Origin of the sequence: Sulfitobacter delicatus, assembly GCF_900102535.1 — a bacterium.
Taxonomy (GTDB): Bacteria; Pseudomonadota; Alphaproteobacteria; order Rhodobacterales; family Rhodobacteraceae; genus Sulfitobacter; species Sulfitobacter delicatus.
In genome coordinates this window covers 244,651-257,539 of sequence record NZ_FNBP01000004.1, presented here as the reverse complement: position 1 = coordinate 257,539, position 12,889 = coordinate 244,651, and the positions used below count along the sequence as shown (strand labels likewise).

The 12,889-nt window shown below is 61.2% G+C and carries 13 protein-coding genes; 3 read left to right on the top strand and 10 right to left on the bottom strand.

Annotated elements, in window-relative coordinates; genetic code table 11:
* Positions 1-77 precede the first annotated feature (77 nt).
* The 3 genes from BLS57_RS09815 to puuE are packed head-to-tail and all read right to left on the bottom strand — an operon-like array spanning position 78 to position 3,469.
* Positions 78-1,514 carry a nucleobase:cation symporter-2 family protein gene (locus BLS57_RS09815; RefSeq protein WP_093741722.1) on the bottom strand — a complete coding sequence of 479 codons (1,437 nt, stop codon included), beginning with the start codon at positions 1,512-1,514 and terminating at the stop codon, positions 78-80.
* 54 nt (positions 1,515-1,568) lie between these two features.
* Positions 1,569-2,063 (bottom strand): ureidoglycolate lyase, encoded by a 495-nt coding sequence (locus BLS57_RS09810; RefSeq protein WP_093741720.1) that lies wholly within the window; start codon positions 2,061-2,063, stop codon positions 1,569-1,571.
* Entirely contained in the window at positions 2,060-3,469 is a 1,410-nt protein-coding gene (gene puuE / locus BLS57_RS09805) for an allantoinase PuuE (protein ID WP_093741718.1), read from the bottom strand. The genes BLS57_RS09810 and puuE overlap by 4 nt, the downstream gene beginning before the upstream one ends.
* A gap of 139 nt (positions 3,470-3,608) precedes the next feature.
* Here puuE and uraH point away from each other — a divergent pair, with 139 nt between their 5' ends.
* Positions 3,609-3,962, top strand: a complete 354-nt coding sequence (gene uraH, locus BLS57_RS09800) for a hydroxyisourate hydrolase (RefSeq protein WP_093741716.1) — start codon at positions 3,609-3,611, stop codon at positions 3,960-3,962.
* On the opposite strand, the gene BLS57_RS09795 is transcribed toward uraH, so the two are convergent.
* Complete coding sequence (locus BLS57_RS09795) at positions 3,959-4,867, bottom strand: LysR family transcriptional regulator (protein WP_093741714.1); 909 nt, start codon at positions 4,865-4,867, stop codon at positions 3,959-3,961. The genes uraH and BLS57_RS09795 overlap by 4 nt on opposite strands.
* Before the next feature lie 97 nt (positions 4,868-4,964).
* Here BLS57_RS09795 and BLS57_RS09790 point away from each other — a divergent pair, with 97 nt between their 5' ends.
* Positions 4,965-6,224 (top strand): urate hydroxylase PuuD, encoded by a 1,260-nt coding sequence (locus BLS57_RS09790; protein ID WP_093741712.1) that lies wholly within the window; start codon positions 4,965-4,967, stop codon positions 6,222-6,224.
* A gap of 67 nt (positions 6,225-6,291) precedes the next feature.
* On the opposite strand, the gene BLS57_RS09785 is transcribed toward BLS57_RS09790, so the two are convergent.
* Both BLS57_RS09785 and BLS57_RS09780 read right to left on the bottom strand, forming a co-directional pair.
* Positions 6,292-7,239, bottom strand: coding sequence for an MBL fold metallo-hydrolase (locus tag BLS57_RS09785; protein ID WP_093741710.1), 948 nt, complete (start codon positions 7,237-7,239; stop codon positions 6,292-6,294).
* Positions 7,236-8,153 (bottom strand): MBL fold metallo-hydrolase, encoded by a 918-nt coding sequence (locus tag BLS57_RS09780; protein ID WP_093741708.1) that lies wholly within the window; start codon positions 8,151-8,153, stop codon positions 7,236-7,238. Before BLS57_RS09780 ends, BLS57_RS09785 begins: the two co-directional genes overlap by 4 nt.
* A 444-nt stretch (positions 8,154-8,597) precedes the next feature.
* Here BLS57_RS09780 and BLS57_RS19745 point away from each other — a divergent pair, with 444 nt between their 5' ends.
* Complete coding sequence (locus tag BLS57_RS19745) at positions 8,598-8,741, top strand: hypothetical protein (protein ID WP_167356400.1); 144 nt, start codon at positions 8,598-8,600, stop codon at positions 8,739-8,741.
* Positions 8,742-8,768: 27 nt separating this feature from the next.
* Here BLS57_RS19745 and BLS57_RS09770 read toward each other — a convergent pair whose 3' ends face one another.
* The 4 genes from BLS57_RS09770 to BLS57_RS09755 all read right to left on the bottom strand — a co-directional run bounded on the left by BLS57_RS09770 (position 8,769) and on the right by BLS57_RS09755 (position 12,827).
* Positions 8,769-9,782 carry an AbrB family transcriptional regulator gene (locus BLS57_RS09770; RefSeq protein ID WP_093741704.1) on the bottom strand — a complete coding sequence of 338 codons (1,014 nt, stop codon included), beginning with the start codon at positions 9,780-9,782 and terminating at the stop codon, positions 8,769-8,771.
* 4 nt (positions 9,783-9,786) lie between these two features.
* Complete coding sequence (locus BLS57_RS09765; protein WP_093741702.1) at positions 9,787-11,307, bottom strand: tripartite tricarboxylate transporter permease; 1,521 nt, start codon at positions 11,305-11,307, stop codon at positions 9,787-9,789.
* Complete coding sequence (locus BLS57_RS09760; protein WP_093741700.1) at positions 11,307-11,774, bottom strand: tripartite tricarboxylate transporter TctB family protein; 468 nt, start codon at positions 11,772-11,774, stop codon at positions 11,307-11,309. The genes BLS57_RS09765 and BLS57_RS09760 overlap by 1 nt, the downstream gene beginning before the upstream one ends.
* Before the next feature lie 81 nt (positions 11,775-11,855).
* Positions 11,856-12,827 carry a Bug family tripartite tricarboxylate transporter substrate binding protein gene (locus BLS57_RS09755; protein WP_093741698.1) on the bottom strand — a complete coding sequence of 324 codons (972 nt, stop codon included), beginning with the start codon at positions 12,825-12,827 and terminating at the stop codon, positions 11,856-11,858.
* Positions 12,828-12,889: the final 62 nt, after the last annotated feature.

The window sequence follows — 12,889 nt, the reverse complement described above, 5'->3', positions numbered from 1 at the left end:
GCCCGGCGCCTGCGGCTTGTTTCCGGGCTGGGGTGGTCAAACAAGAGGGGGCGCCAAACTGGTGCCCCCTCTTTGCGTTAGGTCCGCTTTTCCAGCGAGCCTTTGCCATAGCCCGACAATCCGCCAGACACTTCCTCGGTCGACTCATCCGACAGTTGCTCTGGCAGCAACAAGTTCAGCACGATGGCGATCAGCGCGGCAGGCAACAAACCACTGGTCATCAAGATCCGCAGCGTATCGGGCAGGTATTGCACCGCATTCGGCTCCAACTGCAGGCCCAGACCAATCGACAGAGAAATCGCAAAGATCACCATGTTGCGCCGGTTCCAGTTCACGTCCGACAGCATCGAAATGCCCGCCGCCACAACCATGCCGAACATCACGATCACCCCGCCACCCAAGACTTCGATCGGAATGGTGCGGATCACCGCGCCGACCTTTGGCACCAGCCCGCAGAGGATCAAAAACAGCGCGCCGATGGTCACGACGTGACGGCTCATCACCCCCGTCATGGCGATCAGCCCGACGTTCTGGCTAAAGGACGTGTTCGGAAATCCGCCAAAGACCCCAGCAATCGCGCTGCCCAGACCGTCAGCATAGGTCGCCCCGGTGATTTCGGCATCCGTCGCCTCGCGCCCCGCGCCGCCCTTGGTGATGCCCGAGACATCGCCCACGGTCTCGACAGCGGAGACGAAGGCCATGAGGCAGAACCCCACGATGGCGGCGAAGCTGAACTCGAACCCATAGGCAAAGGGGATCGGCAGGGCGACGGTTGCTGCGCGGTTCCAGCTCGTCGCGATACCCTCAACCGTGACCATGCCCATCGCCAACGCATAGACATAGCCCAAAGCAATGCCGATCACGACGGCGGAGACCGAGAGCATCCCGCGGGTGAAAAACTTAAGCCCAAGCGTCGTGACGATCACCACCAGCGCCGCGGACCAGTTCAGCAGGCTGCCGTATTCCGGCTTGTCCATCGCCGGAACACCCCCGGCGGCGTATTGGATGCCCACTTTGACCAGCGCGAGGCCGATCATCGTGACCACAAGCCCGGTCACCAGCGGCGGTAGCGCAAAGCGAATGCGGCCGATGAATGTGCCGAGGGTCATATGAAAGAGACCGCCGACCAGCACACCGCCAAACAGCGCGGGAAGGGCGTCGACCCCTTTGCCCGCAACCAGCGGAATCATAATGGGGAGAAAGGCAAAGCTGGTGCCTTGAACAATTGGCAGCCGCGCACCAACCGGGCCCATCCCTATGGTCTGAAACAGCGTGGCGATCCCGGCGAAGAGCATCGACATCTGAATCAGATAGGTCATGTCCGGGAAACCCTGCGCCCCGGCGTCCGAGCCAAAGCCAAACCCCGCAGCCCCCGCCACGATGATCGCAGGCGTCACGTTCGAGACGAACATCGCCAGCACATGCTGAATGCCCAGAGGCACCGCCTTGGACAGCGCGGGGGTGTAATTCGGGTCACGCAATTGCGCGGGCGTGCCCAGTGAAGCGTCAGTCATGTCATTCTCCCTTGTGACCGATCTCGCCTGCCGCTTCTGATGAGGGCATGGCGCTTATGTTGCGGCGTCGACCACCTCCCAAGGCGTGTCGAACCAATGTTCCTCCAGATTGTCGCCATCCCCGATCCGGTCGACCACGGCGAAGAGGCCCGGCGCGCTGAGCGGGCAGCAGACCGCATGCCATGTGTTGCGGCGGTAATTCACGCCTTGGCCGGGGCCTGCGAGAAAGGCCTGCAAGGCGCCGGGCTTACCCGCGTCATCGGGGGCGACGACGACCAGATAGGGGTTTTGATGCATGGGGATGAAGGCCTGCGCGCCTTCGGGGTGGCGCTCGACCATGTCGAGGGTGAAGGGCAGGGTGCGGGGCGTGGCGTTGAAGATGCTAATGCCCGCACGGCCTGTGCCGAAGTCGAGGTCGGCCAGATCGTGATGCCGTCCGCAAAGCTCTTGGTTGATAATTTTGTCGGGCGCGCCGCGCACTTCAAGCACCTCACCGAAAGGCGCGAACGCCTCGGCAGTCAGCGGTTGCAGGATCAACTCCCGGCTCATGGCAACATGTCCTTCAACCGCAGTTCCGCGATGCGTTCGACCTGACGACAGGCCTCGGCAAATTCGGTGTCGCGGTCATTGTTCACGCGGCGGTTAAAGGCGGCGAGGATGCTGGCCTTGTCGTGGTCCCGCACGGCGATGATGAAGGGGAAGCCATGTTTCTCGACATAGCTGTTGTTGAGCTGGGTGAAGGTCTCGCGTTCATCATCCGTCAGCGCATCCAACCCCGCCGCCGCTTGCTCTGAGGTACTCTCTGCCGTCAGCCGCTTGGCCTGCGCCAGTTTGCCCGCGAGGTCGGGGTGCGCTTGCAAGACGCCGAGACGTTGGTCATCCGACGCCGAGCGGAAAATTCGCGCCAGCGCGTTGTGCAGCCCCACGGCGGTGTCATGCCCCGCGCCGAGTTCCAGCGCATGGGCGCCTTCGGCGATCCATGGGGAATGCTCGAAAATGCTGCCGTAGTTGGAGACGAAAGTCTCGCGGTCCATCTGGCTGGGGCGCTCGCGGCGTTGGTGCGGATGGGTTTGGGCCCAGTGGTCAGCAATCTGTTCGCGGGTGGCGAACCAGACGCCTTCGTGGCTCTGCGCGTAGTCGATAAACTGGCGCAGGGCTTCGACCCGTCCGGGACGACCAATGAGACGACAATGCAACCCGACGGACAGCATCTTGGGCGCGCCTTCGGCCCCTTCGCGGTAAAGCGCGTCAAAACTGGCCTTGAGATAGTCAAAGAACTGCGCGCCTGCGTTGAACCCCTGCGGCGTGGCGAAACGCATGTCGTTGCAATCGAGCGTATAGGGCACAATCAACTGGTCGCGCTTGTCGACCTCGACCCAATAGGGCAGATCATCTGCATAGGCGTCAGCGACATAGGCGAACTGCCCAGTCTCGGCGGCCAGACGGATAGTATTCTCAGACGACCGCCCGCAGTAGAAACCGCGTGGGGCTTGGCCGGTGACTTCCCGGTGCAAGCGGATCGCTTCGGCAATCGCCGCGCGTTCTTCGTCCTCGGCCATGTCTTTATGTTCGATCCACTTCAACCCGTGGGTCGCCATCTCCCAGCCGGCATCCATCATCGCGGCGACCTGCACGGGGGAGCGGGCCAGTGCCGTCGCCACACCGTAAACGGTGATCGGCAGGTCTTTCAGCAGACGGTGAAGCCGCCAGAACCCGGCCCGTGCGCCGTATTCATAGATCGATTCCATATTGGCATGACGCTGCCCCGGCCATTGCGCAGCTCCTACGATCTCGGACAGGAAGGCTTCCGTGGCCGCATCCCCATGCAGGATGTTATTCTCCCCGCCTTCTTCGTAGTTCAGCACCAATTGAACGGCGATTTTTGCACCGCCGGGCCATTGAGCGTTTGGGGGGGTGGGGCCGTAACCCTGCATGTCGCGGGGGTAGCGAGTCATGTATCTCTCCTTCTGTCGTTCTCTGTCTAAACCGGAAGGTCACGCAATGCTTTCAATTAATTCGAGAAAGACTATCGTGAAAAGGGCTCTTTCGCCCGCACGGCTACCGGGCGATCAAGGGATAGGCACGGAGGTTATAATGACAGGCTATCTGACAACACATGTATTGGACACGGCCCGCGGTTGCCCGGCTGCGGGGCTGAAGATCGAGCTTTTCCGCCTAGAGGGCGAGACCCGGACCCATCTGCGCAGCCTGACCACCAATGCCGATGGCCGCACCGACGAGCAAATCCTGCCCGCCGCAGAATTCCAGACCGGCACCTATGAGCTGCTGTTTCACTGCGGCGACTACCTCGACGCCAATGGCACGCCCCCAGAGGAGCCGCGTTTCCTCGATGTGGTGCCGCTGCGCTTTGGCATGTCGGAAGCCGCGCATTACCACGTGCCGCTGCTGCTTTCGCCCTTTGGCTATTCGACCTACCGCGGCAGCTAACCGACCTTAAGCGCGTCTTCCATGCGGGCGATCATAAAGTCCATGAAAAGGCGCGTTTTTGGGTCTTGGTGGCGGCGGTGGGTATAAAGGCAGGCCATCTGCACGGGCAGGGGCGGCGTGTCTTCGACCACCCGCACCAAGGCACCGCTGCGCAGGTGATCGGCGATTTCAAAGATCGGCTTTAGGGCGATCCCGGCGCCCGCGAGTGCCCAGTCGGTCAGCACATCGCCATCGTCACTTTCAAACCGTCCTCGCACGTCGTATTTCACAGCGCCTTCAGGCCCTTGCAACTGCCACTGAAACTCCGTCGCGCCGGGGAAGCGGAGGTTCAGGCAATTGTGCTGGCCCCGGTCGATCTCTGATCCCTTGCGCGGGTGGCCGTGGGTGGCGACATAGGCCGGGCTGGCGCAGAGCACGCGTTCGCAATCGGCCACTTTGCGGATGCGTAGGGTGGAATCTTCGGGCCGCCCAAGGAAGAAAGCGACATCCAGCCCCTCGGCGGTCAGGTCCAGCTTGCGGTCGCTGAGGCGCAGGCGGACGTCGACCAGCGGGTAAGCCTCTGCAAAAACGGGCACATGTGGCGCAATGAGCCTGCGCCCGACACCCAAGGGGGCGGCGATATGTAGGGTGCCGCGCGGGTTATCGGTGACGTCTTCGATGCCCGCCTCGGCCTCGGCCACGGAACTCAGGATCTTGCAGGCCCCGTCATAAAATATCCGCCCTTGCTCCGTCGGCGACAGGCTGCGCGTGGTGCGCTGGAACAGGCGCACGCCCAGATGCCCCTCCAACTGCGTGATCCGTGCCGAGGCCACGGCCGGCGAGACGCGCTGATCCCGCGCCGCCGCTGACATGCTGCCAAGCTCATAGACGCGCACGAAGGTACGGATGTTGTCGAAATAGGACATTTATCGGGAACTTTTGATAGAGTTTAGGGAATGCCAAATCTAGCGGTAAAATGCGGGATTGAATAGTCTGCCCGGTGAATCAGAGAAAGAGAAGATTATGCAAGACATCGCCATCATGTGGGATTGGATCGGCTTTGCCGTCCGTTGGGTGCATGTCATCACCGCCATGGCTTGGATCGGTGCGTCGTTTTACTTCATCGCGCTTGATCTCGGCCTGCGCAAAGTGCCGCATCTGCCTGCTGGCGCTTTTGGTGAGGAATGGCAGGTGCATGGGGGCGGGTTCTACCACATTCAGAAGTACCTCGTGGCGCCCGAAAACATGCCCGAGCACCTGATCTGGCACAAATGGCAAAGCTACTCGACATGGCTCTCGGGCGCGGCGCTGTTGATGGTGGTTTATTGGGCCGGGGCGGAACTCTACCTGATCGACCCATCGAAAGCGGACCTTTCGACCTTCCAAGGCATTTTGATCTCCGCCGGGTCGCTGACGCTCGGCTGGTTGATCTATGATTTCCTGTGCAAATCCAAACTTGGCAACCGTCCTACGACCTTGATGGTGCTGCTCTTTGTGCTGCTGGTCGCCATGGCTTGGGGCTACAATCAAGTCTTCACAGGCCGCGCCGCGTTGCTGCATCTGGGTGCCTTCACCGCGACCATCATGACGGCGAATGTCTTTTTCATCATCATGCCGAACCAACGCATCGTGGTGAAAGACCTGCAAGAGGGCCGCACGCCGGACGCCAAATACGGCAAGATCGCCAAGCTGCGCTCGACCCATAACAACTACCTGACGCTGCCGGTGATCTTCTTGATGCTGAGCAACCACTATCCGCTGGCCTTTGCGACCGAATACAACTGGCTGATCGCGGCGCTGGTGTTTCTGATGGGGGTGACGATCCGACATTACTTCAACACGATGCATGCCACGGGTAAGGGGCCGCATTGGACTTGGGGGGTGACCGCGCTCTTGTTTGTCGGGATCATGTGGCTGTCGACCGCGCCGCTGATGCAAGATAACGTTGAGGCCGCCGAGGCACGGGCACTGACCGACACCGAACAGGTTTTTGCCAGCGCCGCGGGCTTTGACGACGTCACCAGCATCGTGCCGGGCCGCTGCGCTATGTGCCACGCGCGCGAGCCTTTCTATGACGGCATCCACCGCGCGCCCAAAGGGTTGTTGCTGGAGACACCGTCCGACATCGCCCGTGCGGCGCGGGAGATTTACATTCAGGCGGGCGTGACCAACGCCATGCCGCCCGCGAATGTGTCTTTCATGGAAGCGGAAGAGCGCCGCAAGATTATGCAGTGGTATCGTGCCGGCGCGGCCGAGCTGCCGTTTAGTCTGGCGGGGAAATAAGCCCGGTTAGCTTTGGCACTATTGACAGGAGAAACGGCGGCCCTTAGGCCGCCGTTTCTCGTTCGTCTCACTCAAATTCCATCTGCTCATACACCCGGCCCGCGTTCTTCGTGGCAAGTTCCTCGAAGGTGTCGAGGGACTTATAGGGAGACTGGTCCACATAATAAGCCTCGGCCAAGTCTCCGCCCGCCTCCAGATGCGCGCCGATTTGGTCGCGCAGATAGACAAGGTAGTCCCGCGTATAGCGCCGCACCTGATCCATGTTGGTCGGATGCCCATGGCCGGGGATGACATAGGTAGCCGCCAGTGGCTCAAAGGCAGTTTCCCAAGTCTCGATCCAATCGGCGGTCATCGTATGCGCAAAGATCGGCAGCATGCGTTCGTGAAAGGCCATGTCGCCTGCAATCACGAGGCTTTGCTTGGGTAGCCAGACCACGATGTCACCAGGGCTGTGCGCGGGGCCGAGATAGCGCGCTTCGATGCGGAAATCGCCCATCTCGACGATGTATTCATCTGCAAAGGTTTCGGTCGGCAGCTGGATCTCGGTGCCTTCCGCCTGATCGCGGTTGTAGCGTTTCATGCCCTCCAGAATGCTGCCGCCGTATTCCTCGATCTCATGGGCCGCGTCCTCATGCGCCACGATCGGCACGCCCTGCTCGGCCCAGTAGCTGTTGCCCAAAACCGCATGGCCCTGACCGTTCTCATTAAACACCAGCTTCACCGGTTGGTCGGTGATCTGCTTGATCTCATCATGCAAAGCCTTCGCCAAACCGTAGGCCGCGCCGCCGTTGATCACGACAACGCCTTCGCCGGTGACGATAAAGCTTAGGTTGTTGTTATGGCCCGCGTTTTCATAGGTCGGCGGGGCGGTGGCGCCGGTGGCGGTAAAGACGCCGGGGATGAATTCGACCGGTTTGTCATAGAGCATCGAGCCGGGGTATTTGTCCGCGATGTCTTCGCTGGCAAAGGCGGATGATGCCGAGAGCAGGGCGGTGGTGAGCAGAAGCTTTTTCATTGATCGGCCCCCACGAAGCGATAAGCCTCGCCGTCGCGCTCGACCCGTCCAAGGCCACCATCGGGCAGGTGAAAGCCCATCAGTAGGGTTTGATCTGTGGCCAGTTGGTCGAGCAGGCGTTTGCGGGTCTCAGCGCCCAGGTCAGCATCCTGATCCGCGCCACTTGGCCATTCGGGTCGGGCAAAGGCGACATGGTGATTGCCGATGGCATCGCCGCCGATCATCAGCGCGTCGCTGCCTTGGCGCAGTTCAAAGGACATATGACCCGGTGTATGGCCAAAGCTTGCGTGGGTCATGATGCCCGGCAGGACTTCTTGCCCGTCCTTGATCTCTTCCATCCGCTCTTCAATCGCCTCAAGCCGCCGCGCAGCACCAACTGCGAATGCGGCGCGTGCTTCGCCGATCGTGTCCACCGTTGCCGGATCGCGCCAGTAGTTCCACTCCGCGCTCCCCATGAGATAGGCAGCATTTGGGAAAACCAGATCGTCGAAGTCGTCCAACACGCCCCAAAGGTGGTCCGGATGGGCATGGGTAAAGACCACATGGGTCACGTCTTCGGGGGCAACGCCTGCAGCATCTAGACTGTCGAGCAGCATGCCAGCACTGGGCATAAATGCCGGGCCAGCGCCTGCATCAAAGAGCACCACACGGTCAGCATGGCGCAGCAGGGTCACGTTGCAGGGCGGAGTGAGTTGATCGTCAGGGAGGTCATAGCCCTCCAGCACCTGCACCAGCTCATCCTGCGGCAGGCCGTCGAAAAAGAAGGCGCGGGGCAAGACAAGGTTACCATCGCTGACGCTGATGAATTCGTAGTCCCCGATCTGGGCTGTGGAAGTGGCAAAGGCGCGCAGAGGTGTCTGCGCAACTGCGACACCGCCAAGCCCCGCCAGCACGGTCCGTCTGTTCAAATTCATTGCAGTTCCCCCTCACTTATTCCGATTCGTGAATATCATCATGCGCGAGAGGGAGCGGCACAAGGGGGAATTGAAGAATGAAGGTGTCGGCGAATGGAATACGCGTGGTCTAGCCTGCTCTGAGCACTGTAGGTTCAGCGCAACATGCGCCATGCGCGACGCTGCGATAGGGCCCAAAGACCGACGCCAAGTACAATCGCGCAAAGCATGCCTTTCGAGACATCCTCCATAGCCCCTTCGACCATCCAAGCGTGGACTACGGTCCCGATGATTACCACGGTTACGGCTATGCTATGCCCGACCCGCCAGATGCGCAGACCGATGCGTCTGCGCATGACCGCAAGGGACGCCGCGATAAATACAGCCCACATTGCGACGACGACCGGGCGGGCCAACGCCTTGCTACAGGTCAATGCAACCCAGCTATTTGTACGGGAGAGGGGGATGCAGTTTTCGGTCACCTCAATCGATCCGGCAGCGCAGATTATCTACGATCCGTCGGATCGGTTCTCGTCACCCTATATGAACGCGCTTTACCGGCACGGGTTTGAGCGCGCGCAGGGTGGAGGGCTTTGGGCAGACAGTTAGTGGGAAGGACGTGAGATGCCAACCGTCTTACAGCTTCAGCGCGATTGGCACGATAAAGACCAATGCAAAGATCCGGGCGAAGTGGTGGACCGCCACATAGGCCGGGTCCAACCCCAGCGAGAGGCCTATCGCCGCCATGGCTTCGACCCCGCCGGGCGCGTAAGCGATCCAGATTTGGCCAAAGGGAAGCGTCGTGAGTTCAACCGCGATCATTGCAAATATGAGCGAGACGACCAGCGCTGTCGCCACGGTGGACAGGCCTGCGAAGGCGTAGCGGCGGATTTGTCCAAGGGTCACGCGGCTCATCCTTGATCCCAGCACCGCTCCGGTGAGGGTGAAAGCCGCGAAGATGACCCAAGCCGGCGTGGCCCCATGCACGATTCCGCCCGCATGTGCGGCGGAGCTGATGATCATGCCCGACAGGAGGCTGGCCGCAGGAATGCCCAGCCGCCCCCCGACCATGCCCAGCAGCAGGGCGGTGACCAGCAGGGCAATAAGAGCGAAGATGCTCATTTGGGTCTGCAGCAGGGCTGGTGCGGCCTCCGATCTTTCCAAAGCCACGGCCAATGGAGGAACGAGGATCACCAGCGCCAGAAGGCGCATGAGTTGCAAGAACATTACCGCGGTCGCGTCCCCAGTGCCTTCCGCGGCAATGGCGACCGCGTTTGACATGGTGCCGGGCGAACTGGCGAGTGTCGCCGTCTGAGCATCCAGCCCGAAGAAGCGGGTCAAAAGCAGCCGTCCAATGAAGACCGTGGCGGTCAATGACAGGATAAGGAAGGCGAGGCTGATGCCCCATGTGCCGATCTGGCCAAACACCTCCTCAGTAACGCCGGAGCCGAGCGACACGCCAATCGTCGCAAAAGCAAGGTCGCGTAACGCGTTGGGCAGCCCGACTTTTAAACCAAGAGCGGAAACCCCGACCACGGCAAGTGTGCTGCCGATCAGCGCCGCCGCCGGAATGCCCAGAAGGGCGGCCAAAGCCGCCCCTGCAAGACCTGCCATAATCGTCGGCAGGTATGTCCTCAGATCGCGCAACATGACGTCAGGCGGTTTCCGAAGTCGCGTCGCCTTCCATTCGGCGTGCCCGGCGGGCGAGCCAGATGGGCGCAATCACGACCAGAAGTGCGAGGGCATAGAGCGTGATGCTCTTGTAATCCGCGATCAGGATCGACCAATCCCCGCCAGAGATCGATAGCGCACGGCGCAGGTTGTTCTCGAACAAGCTGCCGAGCACGAAGCCAAGGATCACCGGCGCCAGTGAGAAATCGAGCTTGCGCAGGAACCATCCGAACACGCCCAGCCCGGTGATCAGCAGCAGGTCGAAGGGGTTGCCGACGATGGTGTAGATCCCAATGAAGGCAAGGATCGCGATCAGCGGCGTCAGGTAGTGCTGCGGGATCGTCAACATCCGGGCAAACAGCCCGACCAGCGGCAGGTTGATGACCAGCAGCGCCACATTGCCGATATACATCGAGGCGATCAGCCCCCATGCCACTTCGGGACGCTGCACAAACATCATCGGGCCGGGCTGGATGTTGAACATCAACAAAGCGCCCAACAGGATCGCCGTGGTGCCGGATCCCGGGATGCCAAGCGTCAACATGGGCACCATCGCACCACCAGCAGCCGCGTTGTTGGCCGCTTCGGGCGCCGCCAAGCCGCGTACATCGCCGGTGCCAAAGGTCTTGTCCTTATCCGACAGCCGTTTCTCGGTCCCATAGGCGACGGCAGAGGCCACAGAGGCACCGGTGCCGGGAAGGATGCCGATGAAAAAGCCGATGACGGAGGCCCGGACGATGGTCCATTTGCATTTCGCCAGATCGGCCATGCGCACAAAGCTCTTGTCCACCGGCAGGGCTTTGAGCTTGCCCGAGATCTGGTGTTCGACGAGGGTCAGCAGTTCGGCCATGCCAAAGAGCCCCACGACCACAATCAGAAAGTCGATGCCCGCCAGAATATCCGGCAGCCCGAAGGTATAGCGCGGCACCCCGGTGTTGGCGTCGATGCCGATGGTCGCCAGCATCAGGCCAATGGTCGCGCCGAGCATGGTCTTGACCGTGCTCTTGCCCACCAGTGAGGCCAATGATGCGAAGGCAAAGACCATCAGCGCCACATAGTCCGCGGGCGAAAATGTTACCGCGAAGGAGGCCAGAGTCGGCGCAAACATCGACATCAGGATAACCGCAAAGGTGCCGCCGATGAAGGAGGCAATGGCCGAGAGCGACAGGGCGCGCCCCGCCAGCCCGGCGCGGGCCATTGGGTTGCCATCGAGCGTGGTCATCACCGCGCCTGCGTCACCCGGCACATTCAGCAGGATCGAAGAAATCCGCCCGCCGTATTCCGCGCCGTAGTAGATGCCTGCGAGCAGGATCAGCGCCGATTCAGGGCCAAAGCCCAGCCCGTAGGCGATGGGCAGCAAAATGGCCACGCCATTGATCGGCCCAAGTCCGGGAAGGGCGCCGATCAGGGTGCCAGCAAAGCAGCCCGCAAGGACGAGAAAGAGGTTAAACGGGTCAAGCGCCACGCCAAAGCCTGTGGCAAGGCCGGTCAGAACGGTTTCCATCAGGAACTTTCCTTTTCAAAGGTTTCGGCAATCGCCTCGTAAAGCTCGCCCTCAGGCAGATTGAGATCGAGCAGCGTGGCGCAGAGCAGGTAGCCCAAGACCCCGGTGGCGACGCCAAAGAGGATCGAGCGCCAGATGCCTGCGCCTAACATCGCGCAAAGCGCGGTGCCAAAGAGGATCGTGGCGAGGATGAAGCCCAAGGGCTCGTAAAGCTCGGAATAGGCGATCAGCAGGATCACGGTGGCCCCAAGGCGGAACCATGTCTGGCGGGCCACGCCCATTTCGGTGGCGTCTGGTTTCCACAAGATCACCAGCAGGCAGGTGATCGCGACAAGAGACAGGATGCGCGGCCAGCTTTCGGGGCCAAGCGGATCATACTGGAAGGGCGCGCTGATGGCGGTGAACGCGATAACCGCATAGGCGAGCGTTACGACCATCAGGACCCCGGCAAAAATTCGGTCGACCATAGTGGTCTCCTCAACGTCTGGGGTGTGCATGTAAGTAGGCCCGCACCGTCAGCCGGTGCGGGCCCAATGAGGAAGCGGCGATCAGTTGATCAGCCCGGCCTCTTTCGCGATGGCCCGAAGGCTTTCGACCCGCTCTTCGATGGAGGTCTGAAGGGCGTCGCCAGCGAGGTTCAGCGGCAACAGGCCGCGCTCTTTCTGGACAGCGGCGAATTCTTCGGTCGCATAGGCGGCCTCGAAGGCATCGACCCACTTCTGGTAGTCTTCGTCAGACACGTCGCCGCCCATGTAGAAGCCGCGCAGGATGGTCCATTCGACGTCAAACCCCTGTTCCATCGCAGTTGGGATCTCGGCGAAAGGGGCCTCGAGCCGTTCGGGCGACATCACCGCGAGCAGGCGCATCTGACCGGATTCGATATGCGGCACCATTTCACCCACATCGCCCATATAGACTTCGATCGAACCGCCGAGCAGCGCCGCAATCGCATCGCCGCCGCCGTCAAAGGCGACATAGCGCATGTCCATCGGCTTGGCCCCGGCTTCGCGCAGCAAGAGCGCGCCTTTCATCCAGTCTTGCGAACCGACTGACCCGCCAGCGCCGACCACGACCGACGAAGGATCGGCCGAAAAGTCATCCATAAGCTGCGATAACTCGCTGTAGTCACTGTCGGCCCGCACCACCACGGCGCCAAAGTCTGCACCGGCTGTGCCGACCCAGCGGACGTCCTTTTCGGTGAAGGCACCGTATTTGCCGGTGACGATATTCAGCAGCGACCCAGTCGAGAAGGCGACGATGGACGAAGCGTCATCGGTGCGGGTCGAGTTGAACAGGTTATAGGCCACAGCGCCAATGCCACCGGGCATAAAAGTAACCTGAACAGGCGCGTCGATATGAGGGTCGAGACCGGTTTGCGCGACCCGGCAGGTCAGGTCAAAGCCGCCACCGGGGTTCGCCGGGGCCACGCATTCGGGGTCATCGATCTGAACCTGTGCGGATGCGGATGCTGCAAAACCAGCGGCTACGATAACGGCCGCGCCAAAGCGAGTAAATTTCATTGGTGTTCCTCCCTGAACAATGTCTCCGGGTTCCCCCGGGGTCCGACATCTATAAGGGGGCT

What these genes read in the sequence shown, in the direction of transcription:
- BLS57_RS09815 (WP_093741722.1), bottom strand. Translation starts at nt 1,514, where the DNA reads ATGACTGACGCTTCACTGGGCACGCCCGCGCAATTGCGTGACCCGAAT.
- BLS57_RS09810 (WP_093741720.1), bottom strand. Translation starts at nt 2,063, where the DNA reads ATGAGCCGGGAGTTGATCCTGCAACCGCTGACTGCCGAGGCGTTCGCG.
- puuE (WP_093741718.1), bottom strand. Translation starts at nt 3,469, where the DNA reads ATGACTCGCTACCCCCGCGACATGCAGGGTTACGGCCCCACCCCCCCA.
- uraH (WP_093741716.1), top strand. Translation starts at nt 3,609, where the DNA reads ATGACAGGCTATCTGACAACACATGTATTGGACACGGCCCGCGGTTGC.
- BLS57_RS09795 (WP_093741714.1), bottom strand. Translation starts at nt 4,867, where the DNA reads ATGTCCTATTTCGACAACATCCGTACCTTCGTGCGCGTCTATGAGCTT.
- BLS57_RS09790 (WP_093741712.1), top strand. Translation starts at nt 4,965, where the DNA reads ATGCAAGACATCGCCATCATGTGGGATTGGATCGGCTTTGCCGTCCGT.
- BLS57_RS09785 (WP_093741710.1), bottom strand. Translation starts at nt 7,239, where the DNA reads ATGAAAAAGCTTCTGCTCACCACCGCCCTGCTCTCGGCATCATCCGCC.
- BLS57_RS09780 (WP_093741708.1), bottom strand. Translation starts at nt 8,153, where the DNA reads ATGAATTTGAACAGACGGACCGTGCTGGCGGGGCTTGGCGGTGTCGCA.
- BLS57_RS19745 (WP_167356400.1), top strand. Translation starts at nt 8,598, where the DNA reads ATGCAGTTTTCGGTCACCTCAATCGATCCGGCAGCGCAGATTATCTAC.
- BLS57_RS09770 (WP_093741704.1), bottom strand. Translation starts at nt 9,782, where the DNA reads ATGTTGCGCGATCTGAGGACATACCTGCCGACGATTATGGCAGGTCTT.
- BLS57_RS09765 (WP_093741702.1), bottom strand. Translation starts at nt 11,307, where the DNA reads ATGGAAACCGTTCTGACCGGCCTTGCCACAGGCTTTGGCGTGGCGCTT.
- BLS57_RS09760 (WP_093741700.1), bottom strand. Translation starts at nt 11,774, where the DNA reads ATGGTCGACCGAATTTTTGCCGGGGTCCTGATGGTCGTAACGCTCGCC.
- BLS57_RS09755 (WP_093741698.1), bottom strand. Translation starts at nt 12,827, where the DNA reads ATGAAATTTACTCGCTTTGGCGCGGCCGTTATCGTAGCCGCTGGTTTT.